This window comes from Staphylococcus sp. NWU MK-U1 (assembly GCF_033283505.1).
In the GTDB taxonomy this organism is placed as follows: Bacteria; Bacillota; Bacilli; order Staphylococcales; family Staphylococcaceae; genus Staphylococcus; species Staphylococcus haemolyticus.
Map to the genome: position 1 here is coordinate 23837 of NZ_JAVSMG010000007.1, position 24329 is coordinate 48165.

Below are 24329 nucleotides of genomic sequence, written 5' to 3' on the forward strand. Positions count from 1 at the left end.
ATGTTACAACTGAATTAAATAAATGATAAAAATTACCAGTAAATGATTTTAGTAGTTCATTTACTGGCTTTTTTATACGTGATATTCTCAATTATTTTTACTTCTGTAATGAAATTTATATTTAAAAAGTTTGATAGACATAACTATATTTTTTTGACATTACGAACTGAAGCATAACAGTGCTCACCGTTTTTAAAATTGACAATACGTTCTTTTGAATCTATGGATTCAATATTATGTCTATTAACAACGAAGCTGTTGTGACATCTAAAGAACCGCTCATCAAGTTGTGCAAGTTCTTTTAAATTGCCATAGAACTCAATTTGACGATTATCTAAATGTGCGATTAATCGATGTGATTTTGTAGATGATTCGAAAAACATTACGTCATCATATTGAACATAAATTGAATTACTTCCTCGTTTCAATTCAATTGTCTCAACAGTACTTTCTTTAGATAATAATTTTAATCGAGTGTGTGCAGTTTCTAAGCAATCAATAATTCTTGACTGTAATTGGCTTGGATCATCTTTAAAGATAAAATCCATTGCTGACACTTTGTAAACAAAGGTTAGGTACGTTAACTCACTATGACTTGTAACGAATATGATATTTCCAATAGGGTCATACTTACGAATTTCACTACCTAATTTAATACCGTTGATATCAGCCTCTAATTGAATATCTAGAAAGTAACATCCGACATCATTCATCTCTTTAGATTTTTCAATGACTTCATAAGGATCGTCTGTTGCAAGCGCAATCTCCATAGGTTTTTCTTCAATCATAATGTAATTATTAATAATTGAAACCATATTTTCGCGTTGTTTTACATCATCTTCACAAATGAATATTTTCATGATTACACATCCTTATGACTAATTGTTAATGATTTCTACTTTTTGTATAAAATAGCCATTCTCTATTGTGGTATCTAGCAATACATTTTCAGTAGAATCAGTTATTTCTTTTAGAGTACTTAATCCTAGACCTCTATTTTCTCCTTTAGTTGAAAAGCGCTCTTGAAATAGTTCGTGAATACGTGGCATATCTTCTTTACATTTATTCATAACAATAAACATGACGGAAGAATCTGTATTAATAAAAGCGATACGTATTAACGCATCTTCAAGCGTTTCAGATGCTTCGATTGCGTTATCAGTAATAATTCCAATGATACGACTAAGATCAATCGTGTTCATTTCTATATGTTCTACTAACTCAGGTACTTCTATGCTAATTGGAATGTTTTTTTCTTGAGCTTGTAGAATTTTAGTGGTAACTAAGCCTTTAATCGCACGTACTTTTAAATTCTCAGTTCCATTAATTTTAATAGACTTCATTTGAAGATTATCTTTCATAGGTACGATATTTTCATTAAAATATTGTCTTAATCCAGGCATATCATCTTCACGAATATATTCTGACATTGTAGTTAAGATGTTTACGTAATCATGTCTAAACTTACGCATTTCATTGTTAATTGACTCAATTTGTAACGTATATTCATAGTATGTTTCAATCTCTTCCATGTTACGTTTATAACGAAGTTCTTTAATCATATAGTTAGATATGAAAATAATTAGAACAGTAAAGAAAAGAATAATTCCAATGAAAATTAAACCGTACATTTTTAAAGATGAATTATTTATATTAGGTATTTGAGAATAAACATACAAGATAATAAAAGATAAAACTAATACTAATGAAATGATAGTTAAATAAGTTTTATTGATGGACAAATAAGATTGCATTAGTTTTTTTAATAAAATTTGAACTGAAAAGGCCAAAACTAATGAAATAGCAAAAAATATAACTATGTATGAAAAAGAAATTATTACGTAATTTTGAGTGTGATTTTCAACTAAAACCACAAATAAAAAACCTAAAAAATTACTGAAAAACATAAGAATGGCGCTACTTAATACAGCAATCAATGAATACAGCTTAACCTTTGTATACAAGATTAAGCCACAACCAATTAATAAATATAAAATTGATATACTGCCCAAGTAAATAAATAAAAAGGCTGAAGGGATTATAACCACTAGAATGGCTAAATAATCCCTTTTAGTATAACTTATGTCTAAAATAATTTTAGCGATTAAAAATAAGAGAAACCCTTGAAAAAAAGCCAATGGAACGTTTGATAATACATCCATACTTCTCTCACACTTTCTAACATTTATTATCTATTTAAGTTAGTTAACTCTTCAGGAACTTCTGGCTCATCAAAGTACGTAGCACATGGAGTATAAGAAGCTAATGTACCTACAGATTCTAATAAAAATGAGAAAAATTTAATAAACAAATCGAATAATACTGTCATAGTTAATAATCCTCCCTAGGAAAAAAGATTGGTAATAATGTAATGCTCTCAAGTGTAATTCCTAATAAAATTAATTGCTTAAACGGTTCTGGTGCTAAAAATGAAATTATTAATAAAACCATTGTTATGATGATTGATAATAACTTCTTTTTCATTTTTAAGTGACTAGGAATTGGTTGTTTCTTAGTTGCTGAAGGAGCATAGTAAATAATTAAAACAGTCCCAATTGCAACTACAGAATACATAATACCCAGATTCACTTGAAAATATACTAGCAACCAGGGTAATGCTACAAATAAAGCTAAATTTTGAACATGACATAGCAATGATGATTTTGCATGTGCCCCGTGTGCATAACGTCTAACTAAAAAATAACTAACATGTGTAAATAAAGTGTATAGAAATGTATGGAAGATAAGTGCAACACCATATGTCACAATTGTTTTTGCTAGATTGCTTACAACAACTTGTAATCCTAATCTTACTTTCAAAAATTGAATATGATCAAGATTATTTTTGCGTTGCAAATATAATGCGAATTGCTCAATCTTATTATCAATTGCTTTCAATGGTGTGCCACTCTCCTTATATCAATTATACAATTTAGTGCAATTGGTCTGGGTACTTATGCTTAACTGTTCAAAATAAATACTTAACTGTTATATTGAAATTACAAGTAATATTTTAACATATAAAATATTACAGTTATGTATAAAAAAATGCGATTTAAGAAATAATTAATTATTTATTCATAGGTTGTGTTTAAATAGACTCATATCACTTACAAGTGATAAAAACTTAATAATCTTAGTCTTTAAATTTAATAGTTATTGTTTGGTAATTGAGTTAAATAATTTTGTTTGTAGTTGCGAAATTATTGTATCCTTTACCATATGTTGTAAGTGTTATTAATGGTTATGAAACCATTGCAATAGTAGTAATGTCCCATTGATCATTATTACTAAAGTGACTTCTTGTTTATATGAAGTTTCTTACTTTGTTTTCTTCGTGTAGTTAAACGTGTTCATTAATAAGCCATCCCAACTTATTAATGAACTAAGTAAAGTTACTGAAGTTTAAACTCAGTGGAAAGTGTTTAACTTAGCTATTGTAAGATATAGAAGTTAAATATTTTCAGGATGTAAGCTATCGTAAAATTTTCATAATTAATAACATCCCCAAAAGATTGAAATAACTGTAAAAACATTCCCTTAATATGAAAGTCGCGAGTTCCTCCCAAGCTCGTGACTTTTTTTGTAAAAAAAACTGTATCCATAAAATTGGATACAGATTAGTAACTATTTATATAGATTTGGTTTTAAATTTTTGAATACAGGAATATTTTCACGTTGAACATCAACCTCATTTAAATCAATATCAAATGCGATTGTGTCCTCATCCTGGCCTAATTCAGCTAATATATCACCATTTGGATTGATAATCATTGAATGACCAGCGTAATCAGTATTACCGTCATTTCCAGTTCCGTTACAAGCAACAACAAACATGTCATTTTCAATTGCACGTGCTTGAAGTAAGACTCTCCAGTGATTCAATCTAGGTGTTGGCCATTGAGCTACAAAAAAAGCTATCTGCGCACCATTACGCGCGGGATATCTTAATAACTCTGGAAATCTTAAATCATAACAAATAATTTGTGTAGCTTGAGTACCTGAAGATAGAGGAAATGGTTCTGGTACCGCTTTGCCATCTTCTAAATATGTCGGCTCATCTAGCATAGGGACTAAGTGAACTTTATCGTACTTATTTATTCTATGTCCGTTTTTAGAAACGGTAAATGCAGTATTATAAACTTTGCTATTTCTAATATTTGATACAGATCCAGCTACGATATCGACGTTATATTGTTTAGCTAAGGATTGAATAAAGGGAAAGCTTCTACTAAGTTCTCTATCTCCTTTCTCATTTAATTCATCTAATGCATATCCGTTATTCCACATTTCAGGAAGAACAACAACCTCTGTATCTTCCTCCAACTTATTTTCGAACCAATTTTTTATTTTATTTTCATTTTTTTCTACATTGCCGTATGATACATAAAATTGAAATAATTGTATTTTCATTTAAAAATCTCCTCATCCTATGATTATCTCTAATTTACTAAAATAGATTAAGAAAATCAAAATTTGAAAGTCATGATTAAAATGCTTAATTTTTGAAAATAAATATAAAAAGGACTCAATTTCAACATAGAAATGAATCCTAGAGAAACTGAGTCTTGAATTGTTGATCTAATCGATATCAATTAATGTAGATTATTTTTTAACTATTAATCTATTGTTAGTTGGTTGTATTTCTTTTTCACCAGCTTTTTCACGGATGTCACCAAATGGCATTTGAGCAACAAGTTTCCATGAAGCAGGGATGTCAAATTCTTGTGTAGTGATTTGATCTACTAAAGGATTGTAATGTTGTAATGAAGCGCCAATTCCTTTTGAACTTAATGCAGTCCAAATTGCAAATTGATGCATTGCGTTTGTTTGAACTGACCAATTAGCAAAGTTATCAGCATAATTTGGCATTTGTTCTTGTAAACCTTTAATAACATCTTCGTCTTCGAAATAAAGAATTGTGCCATATGCATGTTTAAATCCGTCGATACGTTGTTCAGTTGGAGTGAAATCACGGTCAGGTCCCATAACATCTTTTAATACTGTTTTAGTATTGTCCCAGAATTTGTGATGTTGGTCATTTAATAACAATACGATTCTAGTAGATTGAGAATTAAAAGCTGAAGGTGTGTATTTAATAATATGTTCTATCATATCTTCTAGTTCTTTATCACTAATTGAAATTGTTGTTTCAGTGCTATAGATAGTACGTCTATCTTCGATTTCTTGTAAAAATGGTTTTGTTTTTGATTTGCTAAATAAGCCCATGTTAAATCTCCTTTGTTTATATAAGTTATATCTCTAGTATAAATATTATACTTAAATATGTAAAATGTTTTTTAACAAAAAATGTCAAATATATTAATATTTTTTATCATTAACCTTATTTCAATGCATTATATGTAAATATTCTTTATACTGTAAGTGTTATAAAACAAGGAGGTGGAAGATTGATGAAAAAGAAAATAGCTCATACAGGTCTCATTTTAGCTATAGGCACATCTATGCTAGGGCATGAGAGCATCGTAAAAGCTGCAGAAAGTAATCAACAAGCTACGAATGAAGTTGATAGTAGTAATGTTAGTTCTGATACGGATACCCAAGAACGTCAAAATAGTAGTAATAACATCAATGAAAATCATCAATCTGATACCCAAGATTCAACTGAATTAGGAAAAAATAATAATAATCAAAATAGCGTTGAAAGCAATTCATCATCAAATAACGAGAATGATGCTAATGAAAATAGTGATAATACTGTGGATCAAAGTGACTCATCTGATAATAGTAACTCAGGCAGTAATACTGATTTAAATAATGGTGATGACACAAATAATTCTGGAGACAACGATACAAGCAATCCGGATAACGGAGAACAACCAGGAGAAAATGATTCAGGAAAACCAGATGACGGAGAACAACCAGGAGATAATGATTCATCAAGCAATCCAGATGACGGAGAGCAACCAGGAGACAATGATTCATCAAGCAATCCAGATGACGGAGAGCAACCAGGAGACAATGATTCAAGTAAACCGGATGACGGAGAACAACCAGGAGACAATGATTCAAGTAAACCGGATGACGGAGAACAACCAGGAGACAATGATTCATCAAGCAATCCAGGTGACGGAGAGCAACCAGGAGACAATGATTCAGGCAACCCAGATGACGGAGAACAACCAGGAGATAATGATTCAGGTAAACCCGACAATGGAAACAATCCAGGGAATAATGACTCAGGCGAGCAAGATGATGGAGGAAATAAGCCAGGAGACAATGATTCATCAAGCAATCCAGATGACGGAGAGCAACCAGGAGACAATGATTCAGGCAACCCAGATGACGGAGAACAACCAGGAGATAATGATTCAGGTAAACCCGACAATGGAAACAGTCCAGGGAATAATGACTCAGGCGAGCAAGATGATGGAGGAAATAAGCCAGGAGACAGTGGCAATCATCAGCAACCACCTAAACATGATGGGAATTCTGGTTCGAATCAAGGTGATCATCATTCAAATTCTGGATCAAATGAATCAAATAATGGTTCGCAAAATAATTCCAATAGCAATTCAAATAATAATAGTAACTATCCAGGCAATCATTCAGGTCACTCAAGTACCAATGATACAGTAAAACCTAATAAACCCGTTTTTAATAATAATAATGGTTCAACAAACGGAAACCATTCAACTGGTTCTAATCATCACAACAACAGTGTATCTGATTCAATGATTCATCAAATTTCCCCACATAAGAATAATGGCAACTCGACATCTCATTCTAACAGAAATCAAAATCAATCAATTATGAGTGGATCTAATACTAATCAATGGCACTATGGCGATAACTTACAACAAAATCATCGACAAAGTCATATTGAAACTTATTCAAATAATGACAATATGCGAAGTGAAGTTCCTTTTTATAGCAAGTCAATGCTATTAAATAGATTAAATAGTTTAGCAACTGGTTCATATAAATACAATCCATATATTATTAATCAGGTAAACCGGTTGGGAAATAATAATGAGTATATCTCGAATCAAGATTTTTACAGACTTTTCCGAAAACAATCATTTAATAATGAATACTTAGATTATTTACAAAAAGGTTCTAACTATTTCAGATTTGAATATTTTAACCCTTTAAATTCGAAAAAGTATTATAAAAATTTAGATGAGCAAGTATTGGCACTTATAACTGGAGAAATCGGATCTATGCCTGAATTGAAAAAGCCAAGTGATAGAGATAAAAAAGAGGATGCAGATATACAGAGCCATGATGATGATAAAATTATAGATACCAATGAAAAAAGTAAAGAAGAGGAAAATAAAGATAAATATAAAAACATAAATATTGCTTTAATTACATCTATAATTATGATTTTCGTAGGTGTTACAGGTAGGTTTATTTATAGGAAAATTAAAAACTAAAATAGAAAACGCATCTATTATTGTCATTTAAAATGATGAGATTAATAGATGCGTTCATTTATTAAAATAGAAAATGAATTATAAAATTACTTTGTTCTTGTAAATGTTTAACTGTGTCACCAAAGAAAAATTGGACTGCCACTACAAAACCATTTTGTAACATATGAATGATAATTGGAACCGCAATACGTTTAGTTAAAACATAAGCAAGAGAGAATAACATACCCATACCAAAATATATGAAGAAAAATTTAACATCGTTATGTGCTATCGCAAATAAAATTGAACTTACTATTGAAGCAATTAAGAACGCAACAATTCGATTTCCTTTAATTTTATTATAGATTTCACCAAATATAACTTTTCTAAATATGTATTCCTCTAGAATTGGGCCAACTATTGAGATTAATAATATGAAAACTGGAAGCTGTTTTGCAATTGCCATAATTCTCTCAGTATTTGGACTTTGCTGTGGTTGTCCAACTAACCACATAGTGATTAGACTAGCTACCATTTGGTAAATCATCACGACAACAAATCCTAATAAAGCCCAAGGTAAAATGTAGCGTTTAGGTTCTTTATAACCTCGCTCCAGTGTTGTTGGATTTTTGATAATACTATTTAACCAAATTATTAATAATGCTGCTATTACAAATAAAATAACTTGAGTGTATACGCCCGCTTTAGCTAGTTCCATCCCTTTTAAATCTTTAAAGAAAGGTAATTGCTGTGCAAGTAAGGGTAAGAACTGTGCTAATGCATAAATAACAATGGTAAGAAATGCTACCCAAATTCTCTTCATTCTATTCCTCCAAAAATAATAATCAACATTAGTTAGTTTATCGTAAATTTGTATGTTATACAAAATATAGATAACCCTTTCGCTTGAAAAATTGACCAAATTTGATTAATATAAAATATAGATTAGCACTCATTACATTTAAGTGCTAAAAAGGAACCTGTTAAGGAGGAACGATCATGCTTAAACCATTAGGAAATCGTGTGATTATTGAACGCAAAGAACAAGAACAAACAACTAAAAGTGGCATTGTACTTACTGACAGTGCAAAAGAAAAGTCTAACGAAGGTATAGTAGTAGCTGTTGGAACCGGACGAGTTTTAGACAATGGTGAAAAGGTTGCTCCAGAGGTTAAAGAAGGAGATCGAGTTGTATTCCAAGAATACGCTGGCTCAGAAGTTAAACGTGGAGATGAAACATACTTAATTTTAAATGTTGAAGATTTACTTGCTATAATTGAAGACTAAAATTTATAAATAATAATTAATTAGTAATATTAAACTATTTTAAATAATGGAGGTATAATCAATGGCTAAAGACCTTAAATTTTCTGAAGATGCAAGACAAGCTATGTTACGTGGTGTCGATAAATTAGCTAACGCCGTTAAAGTTACAATCGGACCTAAAGGACGTAACGTTGTATTAGATAAAGAATATGTAGCACCATTAATTACAAATGATGGTGTCACAATTGCTAAAGAGATTGAATTAGAAGATCCCTATGAAAATATGGGAGCTAAATTAGTTCAAGAAGTTGCTAATAAAACAAACGAAATTGCTGGTGATGGTACAACAACTGCAACCGTATTGGCACAAGCAATGATTCAAGAAGGATTGAAAAATGTAACAAGTGGTGCTAACCCAGTAGGATTACGTGAGGGTATTGATAAAGCAGTAAGAGTAGCTGTACAAGCTCTACACGATATTTCTCAAAAAGTTGAAAATAAAAATGAAATCGCACAAGTAGGTGCAATTTCTGCAGCAGATGAAGAAATCGGTAAATACATTTCTGAAGCAATGGATAAAGTTGGTAATGATGGTGTTATTACCATTGAAGAATCAAACGGACTTGATACAGAATTAGAAGTTGTTGAAGGTATGCAATTTGATAGAGGGTATCAATCACCATACATGGTTACAGATTCAGATAAAATGATTGCTGAGTTAGAAAGACCATATATTTTAGTAACAGATAAAAAAATCTCTTCATTCCAAGATATCTTACCTTTATTAGAACAAGTTGTTCAATCTAGTCGTCCAATCTTAATTGTAGCAGACGAAGTTGAAGGAGACGCTTTAACAAATATCGTATTAAACCGTATGCGTGGAACATTTACTGCAGTTGCAGTAAAAGCACCTGGATTCGGTGATAGACGTAAAGCAATGTTAGAAGACTTAGCTATTTTAACTGGAGCTACAGTTATTACAGATGATTTAGGTTTAGAATTAAAAGATGCTTCAATTGATATGTTAGGTAGTGCTAATAAAGTTGAAGTAACAAAAGATAATACTACAGTTGTCGATGGTGATGGAGATGACAATAGTATTGATGCTCGTGTGAGTCAAATTAAAGCACAAATTGAAGAAACTGATTCTGACTTTGACAGAGAGAAATTGCAAGAACGTTTAGCTAAATTAGCTGGTGGCGTTGCAGTCATTAAAGTAGGTGCTGCATCTGAAACTGAATTGAAAGAACGTAAATTACGTATTGAAGATGCCTTAAACTCTACACGTGCTGCAGTTGAAGAAGGTATTGTTGCTGGCGGTGGTACTGCATTAGTAAATATTTATAATAAAGTAGATGAAATCGAAGCTGAAGGTGACGTTGCAACAGGTGTTAATATCGTACTTAAAGCTTTATCTGCTCCTGTACGTCAAATCGCTGAAAATGCTGGGCTAGAAGGTTCAGTTATTGTTGAAAGATTAAAACATGCAGATGCAGGTGTTGGATTTAACGCTGCGACAAATGAATGGGTAAACATGCTTGAAGAAGGTATTGTAGACCCAACTAAAGTTACACGTTCAGCTTTACAACATGCGGCAAGTGTTGCTGCGATGTTCTTAACTACAGAAGCAGTAGTTGCAACTATCCCTGAACCAGATAATAATGATAATCCAGGTATGGGTGGTATGCCAGGTATGATATAAGTCATACAAACTTAACCAAATTAATTAATTTAGACGCTTTTCGAAAAAAAATCACATTTGAAAAGCGTCTTTTTTAATGGGAAATCTTAATATAAATGTTTATTTAAACTGATTAAATGTGCATTACAATATATAATAAATATATAAATGCTAGGCGGTGATAAGATGCAGACTTATTCAAGTAAAGATGATTTAATATTTGAAATTAGTAAGAGGGCTGAACTTTTTATTAATGAATTTAGTGATGTATCAGAATCAGATAAGGATGTATATAAAATTGGTGTCGATAGAACACCTGCACAGATGATCGCATACCAGCTTGGATGGTTAAATTTAATTCAATCGTGGGAGAATGATAATAAAAATAATATACCAGTTGTAACTCCCAGTCCTGACTATAAGTGGAATAATTTAGGAGGATTATATCAAGAATTCTATAAAACGTACTCAAACTACACATTAGAACAACTTATTAATCAGTTCAATAAGGAAGTAGATAGCATTATTGATTTAATTAAAAGTTTAGATAATGAAACATTATTTGAGAGTGGAAAAAGGCAATGGGCTTCATCAACGCCTTCCAAATGGCCAGTTTGGAAATGGATTCACATTAACACCGTAGCACCATTTAAGTCATTTAGAACTAAAATTAGAAAATGGAAGACAACAGAAATATAAAGATAACTTAACTTTCGAAAGATTATAACAATATGAAAAAACATATTATCTAAAATAAAGACGAGTCTAGGAATTAAACCCAAGACTCGTCTTTTAATTAAGAACTATAATCCGAAAATTTATAATAAATCTAATAACCATGCTCCAAATAAAATAAATAGAATGAGTGATCCTATGAACAAATATAAATTTTTGGATACATGTCCTTTCGAAGTAAAAGTGTAAAGATACAAATAATATGACGTGGAGATTAATGTAATAATAAGTAATATTGAAAAAATAATTACCATTTAGATCACAGCTTTCGAGTTATTTTTAGTTTCGATAGAATGAATAAATCGAATATCAATACTTCTTCAATGTCATCATAATTACTCTTTTTATTTATATCAATCGTTTACTTTAAATCATCGATTGCTTTTGCGATTGATTCAAAAACATGTGGAATATCATCTTTTTCAATGCAACTAAAAGCAATACGGATATCTGAGTCATTTAACGCTATAATACCGATTGAATATTCGTTAATTAAATGGGTACGTAGTTCTTCAGGATTTACGCCATTGACTTTGACTGCCATAAAATAACCAGAATTAAAATCATAGGCTTGCCAATGATTTTTATATTTATCGTCATAAACAACAGATTTTGTAACTTCATATCTTTCTTGTAATGTATCTATATTTTGTTGAATTTCTTTATCAAATTCATCATGATTTTCTAAAACGTATTTAATAGCACTTTGAGAAGGCATTGGTCCACTTGAAATATTACTTCGTATTAAACCTTTAACTTTCGCTTCTAACACATCTTTAGCAACATTATTATTTAATCCAAATGTAAGGAAACCAACACGTAGCCCCCACGCAAAGAATTCTTTAGTAGCACCATCTAAACGAATTGGTAAAATATTGCTTGATTCAATTTGATTTAGTGCAGTAAAAATAGACTGACGATAAACATCTTCATAGAATAAACCATAATATGCATCGTCTACTACAGCTATAACTTTTGTTCCTTTTTCAGCTAGTGAACGAACCGCTGAAACTATAGTTGTAACTTCATCGTTGTTCGGTGTATAGCCGGTAGGATTGTTTGGATAATTTAAAATTAATATGACTTTGTCTTGATTGAAATTTTCTAAAGTAGTAACTAAATCATTTGTTGTGTAATGTCCTTCTTGGTTAAAGATCGAATATGTCTCAATATTTGCAGAATGACGTGTTTCATAAATTAGTTTGTAGTTACCCCAATTATGTGTTGGTACTAAAACAGTATCTCCACTCTCTACAAATAAATCAGCTATTAAAGATAACCCGTGAGTTAACGCATTAGTGACAATAGGTCTAGTAATTGTCTCTTTCGATAAATCAGGGTTTTCTTTTAGCATTTTGTCTTGCCATAAATCCCTTAAAGCTTCTAATCCTTGAGGTGGGGCGTATGGAAAGACTTCATCTGGAGATAAATGATTATAGACATCAAATAAAGTATCAGCATACATTTTCCCGTTTTTATTAGTAGCCATTCCAATTGTAGCGTTATATTTAGTTTTTTTAGCATCAGCAGATTGAGATAAAATGCCTTTTGGATAATACATTGATTGACCTAAATTTGATAGCATACTTAATATTTCTGGACAATGATCAACAAGTTGATTATTTAAATTTTGTGCTAATGGGTTCATTTATTTAACCTCACTTTATTTTAGTGTTTAATAATATATTATCTTTAAATGCCTTAAAGATAAAGTGTTCCTATAATGATTACAAAGAATTGATAATTGAGTTTTTACAAAAGCGAACATTTGTTCGCGTTTTATGTTAGAATAATGACAGGTCATCATAAGATATGACACTTTTCATTTGGAGGTGTAGTGTAATGTCGTGGCTATTAGATGGTATGGTGACATTAATTTCGGGTGGTATACTCGTTGTATTTCGTGTTTGGTTAGAATCTAAGTGGAAAGATAAATAGATGACCATACACAAAAGCCCCTAACTTGCCGTCACAAGTTAGGGGTTGTGTAATGTAATTCGTGGATACAATTAAATTGTAACACATGGATTAATATTTTCAATTTTAATTGTATTTAGTAAGCAAATTTATAATTTTAATTTGTTATAATACATGTATTGAGGTGTTGATTATGATGAAACATTTAACTAAGATTTTCGTTAGTTTGGCAATTATCTTATTTGTTATTGGATATTATTTACAGGCTACAGGACACGAGAATCAAGGTGTTAAATTATTATTAGCAGCAATTATGTTTATCATATGTGCTTTTATTAATCGTAATAATGATAGAAAGAAAAACAGAAAATAACATTTTAGACTCTATATTAGCGTTTGACGTTAGATATAGAGTTTTATTTTTAAATAGAATTGTATCTATAATGTATATACAGTTTGTAGCTTTAATACCAACAAATACAAGTATTTGCATAATTTCCTTTACAAACGTGTATATAGTGTGTATATTATTTATATACAGTTATTAAAGGGGGACATCAATGAAAATTATATTGAAGAACACCAGTGAACAACCCATTTATGAACAAATCAAACAACAAATAAAAGAGAATATTTTAAAGGGGTATGTTGAAGCTGGTAGCCACTTACCTTCGATGCGTGAGCTTGCAAAAGATTTACAGGTGAGTTTAATTACAACTAAAAGAGCTTATGAAGATCTTGAGAAAGAGGGATTCGTAACAACTGTCCGAGGAAAAGGTACATTTGTTAAAGAACAAGATAGTTCCATATTAAAAGAAAAGCAATTCTTTGTAATTGAAAATCTTGCTCGATTAATGATTAAAGAAGCTAAAACAATAGATATGCCTCTCAAGGAATTAAAAGAAATACTAGCTTTAATTTATGAGGAGGAAGAAGAATGAATGTCATTGAAGTAAAAGATGTGTCGTTTCAAAGTAGTGCATTTTCAATAAACAATCTTTCATTCAGTATTCCTCAAGGATTTGTAACTGGATTCATTGGGGCTAATGGGGCAGGGAAAACAACGATAATTCGTATGATAATGGATATTATAGAACCTAATCATGGTCATATATCAATATTTGGTGAACCAATAGCAAATAAACCGAAATGGATAAAAAATAAAATAGGTTTTGTTTATTCAGAAGTTTATTTTAACCAACAATGGACTGCAAAAAAACTTGAAAAAATGGTTTCACCATTTTATACCGATTGGGACTCACAAGCATTTAAAAATTATTTAGAAAAATTCAATTTACCTTTCAATGAAAAAATAAAACATTTTTCTACAGGTATGAAAATGAAATTGTCTTTAGCACTAGCTTTGAGTCACCATGCTGAATTGTTTATATTAGACGAACCAACTGCGGGGTTAGACCCTATTGTTCGTAATGAAGTGTTAGAAATTTTACAAAGTGAATTACTCGACGAACATAAGACTTTATTTATTTCAACCCATATTATTTCGGATTTAGAGAAAATTGCTGACTATCTTGTACATATAAAAGATGGAGAAGTTATTATGCAAGGTTTTCGTCATCAACTTCAAGAACAATACTCAATTGTACAAGGTGATAATCAAGATTTAGACGAGGAATTAAATCGCTTGTTCCTTTATAAAGAAGTGAAGTCGACAGGTTTTGTTGGTTTTACTAAACAGGCCCAAGTGTTTAAAGAATTGTTCGGAAAAAAAGTTAATATTAAACAACCTACGATTGAAGAACTTATGATTTACATTGAAAAGTCTAAAAGTAATGACAATCAACAAGATTTTCAGCAAAGTAGGTTGATAAAATGACGCAATTACTAATTAGAAATTTTAAATGTAGGAGTATAATGATTGCCATTTATATCTTATTACTTCTATTAAATCCGTTATATGCTTTCGTATTTTCTAAAACAGAACTTTATTTTTTATTCTATGCACCGATTGCAATCACATTAATGGCGGTTAGCATATTAGACTCTGGACACTTGTTTAGACTACATAGAAGATTAGGAGGTAAAAGTTCATATTTGTTTTACGAAAGTTTACCTGTCTCTAAAAAAGACATGCTTAATGCGAATTACATTACCTGTATCGTATTAACACTTTTTGGTGGTTTTATTATCGCTTTGTACAATTTTCAATCTTCTAATATTGATTTTGGGGATTTAAGATACTCAACTGCGATTGCTTTTATATTTGTAAACTTTTTAAGTATTCCAATTGCATTTAGTAGGAATACTGAAAAGAAACGCGAAGGGATATCATATGCACCTTATATCTTGATAATGATGTTAGTTATTCCATTTGCTATTACAATAGTTTTTACACTAATTAATGCATTCGTTTTTCATCATCATATTTCTTATAATATCTTTAGCATATATAACAATTATGGTTTATTAAGCTTAAGTATTGTTTGGATGATTTTAAATTATTTGATTCAATTAAAACGTATAATTCAGCGTGAAAATAAAGGAGGGCCTATATGAAATTAGAAAATATTACAAAAACATATGGAGATAACAATGTTTTAGATAATATCAATTTTGATTTTGGAAATAGTAAAATTGTAGGTTTAATTGGTAAAAATGGTGTTGGTAAAACAACATTAATGAAAGTCATGAATGGCAATATTATTAATTTTAAAGGAAAAGTTCAATTAAATGATAACGAGAACGTTGGCTATCTTATTGAACATCCGAAATTATATGATAATAAAACAGGATTAAATAACTTGAAATTATTTGCTCAAGTTCTAGGCAAAGGTTTCGACAAGGAATATACAGATAAAATCATAGACGCATTTGGCATGAGACCTTACATTAAGAAAAAAGTGAAAAAGTATTCAATGGGTATGAAACAAAAACTTGCGATTGCAGTTTCATTAATGAACAAACCAAAATATCTAATTCTTGATGAACCGACAAACGGTATGGATCCAGATGGCTCAATTGATGTATTAGAGACAATTCAATCATTAGTGAATGATTTAGAAATGAAAATTCTAATTTCAAGTCATAAATTGGAAGATATTGAATTGATTTGTGATAGAGCTGTCTTTCTACGTGATGGAAACTTTGTACAAGATGTCAATATGAAAGATGGTAGTGCGCAAGATCATACATCGATTAAATTTGAAGTTAGTGAATTTAATACAGCACTAGATTATTTAACAGAACATTTTAACGTGCTTCAATCACACAAAGATAGTGGAGAAATAATGATTAAAGCACAAAAAGATTATAAACAATTACTCAAATCTTTAGCACAAAAAGATTTATATCCTAAGTATATTGAAACAAGAAAAAGTTCGCTTCGTGATACGTACTTTAATATTAATCAAAGAGGTGACAAATAAATGAGAAGTTTACAATTAGTTAAATATGATATATTGAGTTTTTGTAAAAGCTATTTAACATATATAGCACTAATTTTAATCTGGTTAGTTTTAGGATTAATAACGTTCTTAATGGCACGAAATAATGATCAAGTAAATTATTCATCTATTTTATCTATGGCAAATTGGATGTTCTTATTCTTTGGCTTGTTAGTAGTGATTAAGACAATTACACGTGATTATTCACAAGGTACGATTCAACTTTATATGAATAAAGTGAGAAATAGAATTGGGTATATTATTGCTAAAACAATTTCAATTATTTTATTTTCATTCATTTTTGCATTCATCACATATATCACATTAATGTTAGTACAAGTGTTTACAGACGAAAAAAATTTAGACGGAGATAAGTTCTTAACGAACATTTGGTTCTATCTTATCTTCTTACTATTCTTCGGTTTACTATTATTCTTAGTTACATTAATTGTTCAAAAACCGGCAGTAATTTTTACACTAGGTATATTCTTAGTATTTATAGTTCCATTTATTCAACCTTTTATTGGTTTGATTCCTGACTGGGGAGAAAAAATTCAAAAATCATTAAAGTATATTCCGTTTAGTTATTTAACTGAGAAATCTCAAACAGATAGTATTAAATTTTCAAATTGGCAATGGTTTATTTCTTTAACATCAATTGTTATTTTATTCATTGCGAATATTGCTTATGCAGCTAAAAGGGATATATAATATATGCCAAGAAATTGATATCCAAAAAAGAGGGTAGTAAAACAAATTTTGTTTTATTACCCTCTTACTATATATCCTTTTATAGAATTAACTTACTGATTATAGAGTCATAAACTTGATTCCATAAGTCAGTATCTGATTTATATTTAGAAGTGATTTCATGATGTACTTCTTTTTCTTTATCCTCATAATTGTGTGCATCTTTAGGTGGTAGTTTTTCAGCTCTAAGTTGAGTAACAAATTCTTGAGCTTCACGAGCTCTAGGGCCCCAAACACTCACTTGTTCAAATTGATCATTCATAAAGATAAAGATTGGAATCGAGCGTGCTGTACCATTTGTTAAATATTGATCAATGAGATTTGTGTCTTCATCTCTATGGAATACGCGTACTTCTAACTGTAGTGATTCACTTATACGCTTTAATATAGGTAAGTTCATCATAGCGTCGCCGCACCAATCTTCACTTATAACCAAGACTTTAGAATAAGAACTATCTTTAAGTTGATTGATTCTATCGTCAGACGAAGGTAATGTGAATGCATTGAAAATTGTTAGTACATTATCTTTATTCACAGTCATGTTATCGATATATTCATCAAGTGGCTGACTATTATTAAAATATGTTTCTAAATTAGCCATAAATAAAACCTCCCCGTTAAATTTATATCATTATAACAATTTTTACTAAGAATGAATAATTATAAAACTTAAAATATATTAGTTTTATCACAATTATAAGAACGTTAAAACAACGTTACAATTCTGTAAGAAATGATTGTAGTGGTTTAGATGTTTCTCAGTAAGTGGTTATGATATATTTAAGTTAATAAGAATAGAAGTGGTGGTACGGTTGCGCATTCAAAATCGATGGATAATCTTTAGTATTTTTACAATAATAGCTTTTATAGTGGTTACGTGTCTTACAATCTATAAAAATGAAAAAACAATTAATCTTACTGAAGTGAAGATAAATGATATTCAATTAAATGAACCATTTAATGAAAATGATTATGAGATAAATCATCACATAAAGTTGGATAGATACAAATTCTATAACGATAAAAAACATAAAGATTTAATTGTAAAAGTAAAAAATAAACACCAAACAGTAAAAGGGATCGTATTGATTAATGATCATGATGTAACAACAAACTTTGGTGTTAAAATTGGAGATAGAGTGGATCATGCAATCAATTATTTAGGTGATAATTATCGTAAAGATAAAGTAGGTAAGGGATATGATGCGTTAATTTATGTTGATAAAGAGCACCATATGAAGCTATCCATTTTATATAAGGATAATGTGGTTAAACGAATTGAATTTTTTAGTCGTTAAAAAGTGATACTTTTACAATGCACTTCAAAATAAGCTACTTTTCGATAAGATAGAGATAATTCAATTAAGAAAGTAAGTGAAATAATGGATAAGATTACCTTTTTAAATGAACTTGAATTAGAACTTGATGAATTATCAAGAGAAGAAAAAGATAAACTCATGGATGATTATGAAAATCATTTCAATGAACAAGAATCGAAAGGGAAATCAGAAAAAGATATTATATCGGATTTAAGAGAACCACATGATATAGGTAAAGAAGTTAAAGCCAAAGAAGCAATATCCTATGCTAAAGTAACCCCTAACCTACGGAATATTATTAGGGCTATAATGGCTTCATTAAGTCTTGGCGTGCTTTCTTTTTTCTTCATCATCATCCCTATTGTAATATTTATAGCGTTATTGATTGTTGTGTTTATATTCTCTGTTTTTTTAATTTCTCTTCCATTAATAATAATATCAATGAGTATCATAAAAGGGATTGTTGATTCGTTTAGCAATTTCTTATTTAGCATTTCATATGCTGGATTAGGTATCGTCTTATTTGTAGTTACCATGAAAATTACACAAAATTTATATCGACTTGTATTAAAATATTTAACTTGGTATATCCAAACGGTTAAAGGAAGAATTAAACAATGAAGAAGGCAATGATAACAGGCATAGTAATATTTGTAGGATTTTTCTTAGCAGCAACTTTAGTCTGGTTTGTGCATGATAAAGATGAATATAAAAAGCTAAAATATGATAGAGCATACAGTAATGTGAAAATGAATAATTTAAATATTGACAGCTATAATTCAGAACTCACAATTAAGCAAGGAGAACATTGTGGTGTTAAATATTATGGTGATAATGATGTTAAGGTATATCGCACAAAAGATACATTAAATATAAAAGAGCATAAATCTGATAAGAGGGGTTATAGCGTTAATATTAATCCTTTTAATCAAAGTAAATCAAAAATTGAAGTTACACTTCCAAATAAAAACATTAATAATTTAGATGTATATTCAGGATTTGGAAATGTGAATCTTGATGGCATTAACGCGAAGAAAGGTTCGATTTATCAAGACAACAGTCATTTAAAAATTAACAATTCAAAATTAAATAACCTTTCCTTTAGGAATAATACCGGTGGAGTAAATATTAAAAATAGTGAAATACTTAATAGTAAATTTAAGACTTACTTGGGTGACATGAATGTAGATAATTCAAAGCTTCAAAAATCATTATTTGTAAGTGAAGATGGTTATCTTAATTTCACAAACATGAGTAGTGAAACAGATGTAAAAGGCTCAAGTAAGCATGATTATATTCATTTAGACTATAAGGATGAGCCTAAAAATACTTTATTAAAATTACACCCAGGTACAGGAGAGGGAAAAGTTGAAAATAAAGCTTTTAATAAAGGTAAGGTAGGAAATAGTAATAATGTAATTGAATTTTATACAGTAAAAGAAGACATCACAATAAAATGATTGCCTAAACAATAAGAGGCAATCATTTTTTCAATTCGACGGACGATTTCAAAGTTCGTCGATTTTTTAATAATTTGCGAATGTTAAATTGGTATCAATTTGACCGTTAAATTGTTGGATAGTTAACTCATTACCATCTAGCCATGATTGAAAATTAATTGAAGTGGGTGCTTGATTTTCTCCTAGAGTCATCCAAGCGGTTAAGTTTTGTGGTTCATACATTGAAGTGTGGATCGTACCTGACCAACTTCTAAATAATTTGCTATATATTTCGAATTTTGGGTCATTAAACAATTTAAAAGCTGTATGTTTATCTAAGCTTTGTGAGGTTTGTGAGACAGTACGTTCTAAACGTTCACGTGATTCTTTTGTGTAATTTCGGTTTTCATGCGTTAAGATTTCGAAATGATTTGTACATACTTTATCATATCTGACATCAAAAGAACGTGGTGTAACCTCAACGATTGCGTGATTAAGCTTTCTATCCATTAAAATATAACTGAATGAGCTTCTATGAGGGAGTTCTTTCAAGAATCTAACGGCTTCATCAACGTCTTTGCAATATTCTAAAACAAGACGACCAATCATATAACATACAAAGCCATTAGCAGGGTGTTTACGATGCATAAAGTTATAGCCCATCGTCAAACCAGCTTCATTCATACCATCCATACGACCTGTCACTCTAGACGTAGGACCAATTTGCGCTAGCCCACCGTCATTAGGTTGGAATAATAAATATCTCCCATCGTATGTGGCAGGATGATAATCATAATTGCGCACCATAAAATCCTTACCTTGAAATACAGTACATCCACTCTCTTTTAAATCTGTGAAGCGGTAATGTGCAAAATTTAATATCATTTGTTTTGTAGGTAAGTTCAGTACTTCTTGCATACCCATTAACTCTTCCCATATTTCTGGTGCGTATGTTTGAAATACTTGATACGTTTCGTTAACATCTATATCAAATCGGGGCATACGTTTTTTCCATTCACGTTCACGATTTTGCAATAAGGGTGTTTGTTTTAGCCATTGTGCTGTACTGACTCCTAAATCAAAATGTGATCCTCTAAACGTCATTATATCTGATTTCACTTGTTGCACTTAAATAGCCTCCTATAAGGTTTATTTATAACATAGGATTGATTGAATTCAATTCAAAATATAATTATACTAAACATGATAGCAAGATTCATAAAAATCTCAAGGAGGGATACCATGTCATCATTTAATGATTTCAGAAAAGCAGCTATAGACTTGTATAAGAAATTTAAAATGTAAATGGTTATTTCGGTTTAAATTAGCTTATGATAAAGAATTAAAAGTATTACACAGTAATATTTACATTTATTTCTTTAAATTTTTAAGTTTTTAAATGTTGAAAATGCTATCTATTTAACCATAACAGTAAGTATGATAATATATAATATTGTAAACATACTTATATCTATTTAGAGGTGAAACATACATGTGGGATTTAATTAAAGGTTTATTCAAATTCTTATTAAGCTTAGTAGTTATTACATCAGTAGTAGTTGGTGTAGGTGTTGTAGCATTTGCTTACATCTTCAAGAAAGACTTTGAAGATATCGAAAGAAAAACTAAAGAAATCGTTTCAGATATCGAAAGTAATAACGCGTAATAATATTAATTTAACCAGTGACTTCAGTTTTGAAGTTACTGGTTTTTTATTTCAATAAATTCAAACAATGATTAAGAATAATTGTCATAGACACCAATCTTTTAATAAAATAAAGGTAATTAGACAATAGGAGGTATTCTGATGACGACGAAGGGTTATATTGGTTCATACACAAAAAAAGAAGGTAAAGGTATTTACTTATTCGAATTAAATGAAGATAGTGGACAAATTAGTTCTGTTAATACTGGTTATGAGATTGAAGCATCTACTTATCTTGCTCAAACAGATGATTATTTATACGCAATCACTAAAGAAGGCGCACACTGCGGGGTAGCTGCTTTTAAAAAAGAAGCTTCTGGTTCGTTAACATTAATTAATAAATGCTTAGAATCTGAAGAGGGTACAGGTTGCTATATATCGGTATCATCAGACCACAATTTTTTATTTGAAGCGGTATACGGCGCCGGTATCACTAGAATATATCAATTGAATAAAGATACAGGTGAGATTATTAAGTTAATTCAAGAATTAAATCACGACTATCCACTTGGAAGTCATGAGCGTCAAGAGCATTCACATGTCCACTATATAAATGAAACACCCGATTGCAAATATGTTGTAGCTACTGATTTAGGTACAGACAGAGTTGTAACTTATGAATTCAGTAATGAAGGTCTTAAAGAATACAAAGTTTCTAAATTTAAAGATCAAGATGGTCCAAGACATATTGCATTTCACAATAATGGTGAATATGCCTACATTGTTCATGAATTATCTAATTATGTTAGCGTAGCTAAATATAAAGATGGTCAATTTGAAGAACTAGAACGTCATTTAACTGTTCCTGAAGATTTTAATGATGACACTAAATTAGCGGCTGTTCGCTTATCGCATGATCAACAAACTTTATATATTAGTAACCGTGGTCATGACAGTATTGCGGTATTCACGATTACAGAGAATGGCGCGGGACTAAACCCTGTAGAAATCGTTAAAAGTGGGGACCAATTCCCAAGAGATTTTAATATTACTGAATCAGATGACTATCTAGTTTGTGCCCATCAACAGGGTAATTATGAAATTACAGTTTTTAAAAGAGACACAAATACTGGTAAATTAACGCCAACAGATAATCAACAAATTGCACCTGAAGGTGTACATGTTAGTTTTATTTAAGTAAAATACAAAGCCACGGCAGTGTAAAATGTCGTGGCTTTTTGCAAATTTTTATAAGTTTTTAAAAAATGTTCTAATATATTTAAATTTACCTTTATAAGGCGGATACATAACACTTGAATCTAATCGCGTAGACTTAAAGATGTATGACTTGCTATGGCTAAAGGTTTGGAAAGTATATTTACCATGATATTGTCCAATGCCAGACATTCCGACACCACCAAATGGTAAATTAGGATTAGCAAGATGCATTAAAGTATCATTAATTGCACCGCCACCGAAAGATAATTCGTTTAATACACGGTGTGTAGTATTCTCATCTTCACTAAATAAATATAAACTTAGCGGTTTAGCTTTACTCTGAATAATATCTACTGCCTCATTAAAATCATCATAAGTAATAATAGGTAATATAGGTCCAAAGATTTCATCTTGCATGATTTTAGAACTTGACGTAATACCATCTAAAATAGTTGGTTCTATATAGCGTGTTGTAGCATTTGCATTACCACCGAAAATAACATGGTTTTGGTGCACGTTAAGTAATTCATTTAAGCGATTAAAGTGTTTATCATTAACTATGCGACCAAAATCTGGACTTTCCTCTATGTTAGTACCATAAAATTCTTGAATACTTTGTTTAAGTGCTTCAATCAATTCGTTTTTAACCTTCTTATTAACTAATATATAATCCGGAGCCACACATGTTTGTCCTGCATTAGTAAATTTACCGAAACTAATACGATCACTAGCAACTTTAATATTAGCAGTATCATCTACAATAACTGGAGATTTACCGCCTAATTCAAGGGTAACAGGAACTAAATTTTTGCTTGCTGCTTCATACACGATTTGACCAACCTTGTCACTACCTGTAAAGAATATGTAGTCAAATGGCAGATTAATTAATGTTTGTGTTTCTTCTATACCACCCTCGATAACACCTATATAATCAGTAGTAAATACGTCTTCAATAATTTGACGAATGACCGTGGCAACGTGAGGTGTTAATTCAGATGGTTTTATAATAGCAGTATTTCCAGCTGCAATAGCCCCAATTAAAGGTTCAAATAGTAACTGTACAGGATAATTAAATGGACCAATGATTAATACTGTGCCATATGGTTCTTGTTTGATATAACTTTTTGCCGGAAACATAAATAGAGGTGTATCAACTTGTTTTGTTTTAGACCAATTTTTAAGTTCTTTTCTCGCAGTTTTAATACTTTTTAGTGTGATACCAATTTCTGTGGCATATGCTTCAACAGGACTTTTTCCCAAATCAGTCTTTAGAGCATCTAGTAAATCATTTTCATGATTTTTAATACTTTTACTTAGAAGTTTTAATTGATGTTTTCGAAATTTTAAATCTTTCGTTTTATGTGTTTTGAAAAAAGCTTTACTTTCTTCAAATTGTTGCTCAATGCTTGGCAATGTGTGATACCTCCTAAATAGTAAAATCTATATTAAAGAATTAAATTAAAATAAATGATGTAATTCATCATATCTATACCCTAAATATTTTTCAATAAAAAAACAGTTGAATGAAAAGATTCATTCAACTGCGTATATAAAGGCGATAACTAAATTGCCAATA

At 30.3% G+C, this 24329-nt stretch carries 27 protein-coding genes; 16 read left to right on the top strand and 11 right to left on the bottom strand.

Annotation, left to right across the window (positions count from 1 at the left end; translation table 11 throughout):
• Positions 1 to 143: 143 nt before the first annotated feature.
• The 6 genes from agrA to SBL16_RS09685 form a co-directional block, all read right to left on the bottom strand.
• Positions 144 to 860 carry a quorum-sensing response regulator AgrA gene (gene agrA, locus SBL16_RS09660; RefSeq protein WP_037538035.1) on the bottom strand — a complete coding sequence of 239 codons (717 nt, stop codon included), beginning with the start codon at positions 858 to 860 and terminating at the stop codon, positions 144 to 146.
• A gap of 18 nt (positions 861 to 878) precedes the next feature.
• Positions 879 to 2162 (bottom strand): quorum-sensing sensor histidine kinase AgrC, encoded by a 1284-nt coding sequence (agrC, locus tag SBL16_RS09665; RefSeq protein ID WP_107611697.1) that lies wholly within the window; start codon positions 2160 to 2162, stop codon positions 879 to 881.
• A 26-nt stretch (positions 2163 to 2188) separates the two neighbouring features.
• Entirely contained in the window at positions 2189 to 2329 is a 141-nt protein-coding gene (gene agrD / locus SBL16_RS09670; RefSeq protein WP_053017473.1) for a cyclic lactone autoinducer peptide AgrD, read from the bottom strand.
• A 2-nt stretch (positions 2330 to 2331) separates the two neighbouring features.
• Positions 2332 to 2898 carry an accessory gene regulator AgrB gene (locus tag SBL16_RS09675; RefSeq protein ID WP_033079903.1) on the bottom strand — a complete coding sequence of 189 codons (567 nt, stop codon included), beginning with the start codon at positions 2896 to 2898 and terminating at the stop codon, positions 2332 to 2334.
• Positions 2899 to 3627: 729 nt separating this feature from the next.
• Positions 3628 to 4413 carry a carbon-nitrogen family hydrolase gene (locus tag SBL16_RS09680; protein WP_107611696.1) on the bottom strand — a complete coding sequence of 262 codons (786 nt, stop codon included), beginning with the start codon at positions 4411 to 4413 and terminating at the stop codon, positions 3628 to 3630.
• A 192-nt stretch (positions 4414 to 4605) separates the two neighbouring features.
• On the bottom strand, positions 4606 to 5229 hold the full coding sequence (locus tag SBL16_RS09685) for a nitroreductase family protein (RefSeq protein ID WP_011275306.1): 624 nt from the start codon (positions 5227 to 5229) through the stop codon (positions 4606 to 4608).
• Between the two features lie 185 nt (positions 5230 to 5414).
• Between SBL16_RS09685 and SBL16_RS09690 the strand changes: the two genes are divergently transcribed.
• Positions 5415 to 7400, top strand: a complete 1986-nt coding sequence (locus SBL16_RS09690) for an SdrH family protein (RefSeq protein ID WP_317953889.1) — start codon at positions 5415 to 5417, stop codon at positions 7398 to 7400.
• 61 nt (positions 7401 to 7461) lie between these two features.
• On the opposite strand, the gene mroQ is transcribed toward SBL16_RS09690, so the two are convergent.
• The gene (mroQ, locus tag SBL16_RS09695; RefSeq protein ID WP_107611694.1) at positions 7462 to 8202 is read right to left on the bottom strand and encodes an intramembrane glutamic endopeptidase MroQ; all 741 of its coding nucleotides are present in this window, start codon (positions 8200 to 8202) and stop codon (positions 7462 to 7464) included.
• Between the two features lie 176 nt (positions 8203 to 8378).
• Between mroQ and groES the strand changes: the two genes are divergently transcribed.
• From groES to SBL16_RS09710, 3 genes are all read left to right on the top strand, one after another.
• Complete coding sequence (gene groES, locus SBL16_RS09700) at positions 8379 to 8666, top strand: co-chaperone GroES (RefSeq protein ID WP_016931053.1); 288 nt, start codon at positions 8379 to 8381, stop codon at positions 8664 to 8666.
• Positions 8667 to 8727: 61 nt separating this feature from the next.
• Positions 8728 to 10347 (top strand): chaperonin GroEL, encoded by a 1620-nt coding sequence (gene groL / locus SBL16_RS09705; RefSeq protein WP_317953892.1) that lies wholly within the window; start codon positions 8728 to 8730, stop codon positions 10345 to 10347.
• Between the two features lie 165 nt (positions 10348 to 10512).
• Positions 10513 to 11025, top strand: a complete 513-nt coding sequence (locus SBL16_RS09710) for a ClbS/DfsB family four-helix bundle protein (protein ID WP_317953894.1) — start codon at positions 10513 to 10515, stop codon at positions 11023 to 11025.
• Positions 11026 to 11422: 397 nt separating this feature from the next.
• On the opposite strand, the gene SBL16_RS09715 is transcribed toward SBL16_RS09710, so the two are convergent.
• On the bottom strand, positions 11423 to 12709 hold the full coding sequence (locus tag SBL16_RS09715; RefSeq protein WP_107611692.1) for an aminotransferase class I/II-fold pyridoxal phosphate-dependent enzyme: 1287 nt from the start codon (positions 12707 to 12709) through the stop codon (positions 11423 to 11425).
• A 194-nt stretch (positions 12710 to 12903) separates the two neighbouring features.
• Here SBL16_RS09715 and SBL16_RS09720 point away from each other — a divergent pair, with 194 nt between their 5' ends.
• The 7 genes from SBL16_RS09720 (at position 12904) to pmtD (ending at position 17093) form a co-directional block, all read left to right on the top strand.
• Positions 12904 to 12999, top strand: a complete 96-nt coding sequence (locus SBL16_RS09720; protein WP_233641593.1) for a Trp-rich small protein — start codon at positions 12904 to 12906, stop codon at positions 12997 to 12999.
• Between the two features lie 175 nt (positions 13000 to 13174).
• A complete protein-coding gene (locus SBL16_RS09725; RefSeq protein WP_029376652.1) occupies positions 13175 to 13351 on the top strand; it encodes an SE1626 family protein in 177 nt (58 codons plus the stop codon).
• Between the two features lie 187 nt (positions 13352 to 13538).
• The gene (pmtR, locus tag SBL16_RS09730) at positions 13539 to 13919 is read left to right on the top strand and encodes a PSM export ABC transporter transcriptional regulator PmtR (RefSeq protein ID WP_011275327.1); all 381 of its coding nucleotides are present in this window, start codon (positions 13539 to 13541) and stop codon (positions 13917 to 13919) included.
• Positions 13916 to 14815, top strand: a complete 900-nt coding sequence (pmtA, locus tag SBL16_RS09735) for a phenol-soluble modulin export ABC transporter ATP-binding protein PmtA (protein WP_053041871.1) — start codon at positions 13916 to 13918, stop codon at positions 14813 to 14815. Before pmtR ends, pmtA begins: the two co-directional genes overlap by 4 nt.
• A complete protein-coding gene (gene pmtB, locus SBL16_RS09740) occupies positions 14812 to 15495 on the top strand; it encodes a phenol-soluble modulin export ABC transporter permease subunit PmtB (protein ID WP_317953898.1) in 684 nt (227 codons plus the stop codon). Before pmtA ends, pmtB begins: the two co-directional genes overlap by 4 nt.
• A complete protein-coding gene (gene pmtC / locus SBL16_RS09745; protein WP_011275330.1) occupies positions 15492 to 16364 on the top strand; it encodes a phenol-soluble modulin export ABC transporter ATP-binding protein PmtC in 873 nt (290 codons plus the stop codon). Before pmtB ends, pmtC begins: the two co-directional genes overlap by 4 nt.
• Positions 16365 to 17093, top strand: coding sequence for a phenol-soluble modulin export ABC transporter permease subunit PmtD (gene pmtD, locus SBL16_RS09750; protein ID WP_107611690.1), 729 nt, complete (start codon positions 16365 to 16367; stop codon positions 17091 to 17093). It begins immediately after the preceding gene.
• 79 nt (positions 17094 to 17172) lie between these two features.
• On the opposite strand, the gene SBL16_RS09755 is transcribed toward pmtD, so the two are convergent.
• The gene (locus tag SBL16_RS09755) at positions 17173 to 17733 is read right to left on the bottom strand and encodes a thioredoxin family protein (protein ID WP_107611689.1); all 561 of its coding nucleotides are present in this window, start codon (positions 17731 to 17733) and stop codon (positions 17173 to 17175) included.
• Positions 17734 to 17944: 211 nt separating this feature from the next.
• Here SBL16_RS09755 and SBL16_RS09760 point away from each other — a divergent pair, with 211 nt between their 5' ends.
• The 3 genes from SBL16_RS09760 (at position 17945) to SBL16_RS09770 (ending at position 19911) form a co-directional block, all read left to right on the top strand.
• Complete coding sequence (locus SBL16_RS09760; RefSeq protein ID WP_107611688.1) at positions 17945 to 18430, top strand: hypothetical protein; 486 nt, start codon at positions 17945 to 17947, stop codon at positions 18428 to 18430.
• A gap of 84 nt (positions 18431 to 18514) precedes the next feature.
• Positions 18515 to 19072: an HAAS signaling domain-containing protein gene (locus tag SBL16_RS09765; protein WP_107611687.1), complete on the top strand. Its 558-nt coding sequence runs from the start codon at positions 18515 to 18517 to the stop codon at positions 19070 to 19072.
• Complete coding sequence (locus SBL16_RS09770) at positions 19069 to 19911, top strand: DUF4097 family beta strand repeat-containing protein (RefSeq protein ID WP_107611686.1); 843 nt, start codon at positions 19069 to 19071, stop codon at positions 19909 to 19911. The genes SBL16_RS09765 and SBL16_RS09770 overlap by 4 nt, the downstream gene beginning before the upstream one ends.
• A gap of 66 nt (positions 19912 to 19977) precedes the next feature.
• Here SBL16_RS09770 and SBL16_RS09775 read toward each other — a convergent pair whose 3' ends face one another.
• Positions 19978 to 21018, bottom strand: a complete 1041-nt coding sequence (locus tag SBL16_RS09775) for a C45 family autoproteolytic acyltransferase/hydolase (protein ID WP_107611685.1) — start codon at positions 21016 to 21018, stop codon at positions 19978 to 19980.
• 364 nt (positions 21019 to 21382) lie between these two features.
• Between SBL16_RS09775 and SBL16_RS09780 the strand changes: the two genes are divergently transcribed.
• Together SBL16_RS09780 and SBL16_RS09785 are read left to right on the top strand one after the other, a co-directional pair.
• On the top strand, positions 21383 to 21556 hold the full coding sequence (locus tag SBL16_RS09780) for a hypothetical protein (RefSeq protein ID WP_011275337.1): 174 nt from the start codon (positions 21383 to 21385) through the stop codon (positions 21554 to 21556).
• A gap of 141 nt (positions 21557 to 21697) precedes the next feature.
• Positions 21698 to 22732: a lactonase family protein gene (locus tag SBL16_RS09785; RefSeq protein WP_107611684.1), complete on the top strand. Its 1035-nt coding sequence runs from the start codon at positions 21698 to 21700 to the stop codon at positions 22730 to 22732.
• A gap of 51 nt (positions 22733 to 22783) precedes the next feature.
• Here SBL16_RS09785 and SBL16_RS09790 read toward each other — a convergent pair whose 3' ends face one another.
• A complete protein-coding gene (locus tag SBL16_RS09790; RefSeq protein WP_053018845.1) occupies positions 22784 to 24166 on the bottom strand; it encodes an aldehyde dehydrogenase in 1383 nt (460 codons plus the stop codon).
• Between the last annotated feature and the right edge of the window lie 163 nt (positions 24167 to 24329).

Bases quoted from the DNA above. Each gene is read 5' to 3' on its own strand.
- agrA (WP_037538035.1), bottom strand. From the start codon at position 860: ATGAAAATATTCATTTGTGAAGATGATGTAAAACAACGCGAAAATATG.
- agrC (WP_107611697.1), bottom strand. From the start codon at position 2,162: ATGGATGTATTATCAAACGTTCCATTGGCTTTTTTTCAAGGGTTTCTC.
- agrD (WP_053017473.1), bottom strand. From the start codon at position 2,329: ATGACAGTATTATTCGATTTGTTTATTAAATTTTTCTCATTTTTATTA.
- SBL16_RS09680 (WP_107611696.1), bottom strand. From the start codon at position 4,413: ATGAAAATACAATTATTTCAATTTTATGTATCATACGGCAATGTAGAA.
- SBL16_RS09685 (WP_011275306.1), bottom strand. From the start codon at position 5,229: ATGGGCTTATTTAGCAAATCAAAAACAAAACCATTTTTACAAGAAATC.
- SBL16_RS09690 (WP_317953889.1), top strand. From the start codon at position 5,415: ATGAAAAAGAAAATAGCTCATACAGGTCTCATTTTAGCTATAGGCACA.
- mroQ (WP_107611694.1), bottom strand. From the start codon at position 8,202: ATGAAGAGAATTTGGGTAGCATTTCTTACCATTGTTATTTATGCATTA.
- groES (WP_016931053.1), top strand. From the start codon at position 8,379: ATGCTTAAACCATTAGGAAATCGTGTGATTATTGAACGCAAAGAACAA.
- groL (WP_317953892.1), top strand. From the start codon at position 8,728: ATGGCTAAAGACCTTAAATTTTCTGAAGATGCAAGACAAGCTATGTTA.
- SBL16_RS09710 (WP_317953894.1), top strand. From the start codon at position 10,513: ATGCAGACTTATTCAAGTAAAGATGATTTAATATTTGAAATTAGTAAG.
- SBL16_RS09715 (WP_107611692.1), bottom strand. From the start codon at position 12,709: ATGAACCCATTAGCACAAAATTTAAATAATCAACTTGTTGATCATTGT.
- SBL16_RS09720 (WP_233641593.1), top strand. From the start codon at position 12,904: ATGTCGTGGCTATTAGATGGTATGGTGACATTAATTTCGGGTGGTATA.
- SBL16_RS09725 (WP_029376652.1), top strand. From the start codon at position 13,175: ATGAAACATTTAACTAAGATTTTCGTTAGTTTGGCAATTATCTTATTT.
- pmtR (WP_011275327.1), top strand. From the start codon at position 13,539: ATGAAAATTATATTGAAGAACACCAGTGAACAACCCATTTATGAACAA.
- pmtA (WP_053041871.1), top strand. From the start codon at position 13,916: ATGAATGTCATTGAAGTAAAAGATGTGTCGTTTCAAAGTAGTGCATTT.
- pmtB (WP_317953898.1), top strand. From the start codon at position 14,812: ATGACGCAATTACTAATTAGAAATTTTAAATGTAGGAGTATAATGATT.
- pmtC (WP_011275330.1), top strand. From the start codon at position 15,492: ATGAAATTAGAAAATATTACAAAAACATATGGAGATAACAATGTTTTA.
- pmtD (WP_107611690.1), top strand. From the start codon at position 16,365: ATGAGAAGTTTACAATTAGTTAAATATGATATATTGAGTTTTTGTAAA.
- SBL16_RS09755 (WP_107611689.1), bottom strand. From the start codon at position 17,733: ATGGCTAATTTAGAAACATATTTTAATAATAGTCAGCCACTTGATGAA.
- SBL16_RS09765 (WP_107611687.1), top strand. From the start codon at position 18,515: ATGGATAAGATTACCTTTTTAAATGAACTTGAATTAGAACTTGATGAA.
- SBL16_RS09770 (WP_107611686.1), top strand. From the start codon at position 19,069: ATGAAGAAGGCAATGATAACAGGCATAGTAATATTTGTAGGATTTTTC.
- SBL16_RS09780 (WP_011275337.1), top strand. From the start codon at position 21,383: ATGTGGGATTTAATTAAAGGTTTATTCAAATTCTTATTAAGCTTAGTA.
- SBL16_RS09785 (WP_107611684.1), top strand. From the start codon at position 21,698: ATGACGACGAAGGGTTATATTGGTTCATACACAAAAAAAGAAGGTAAA.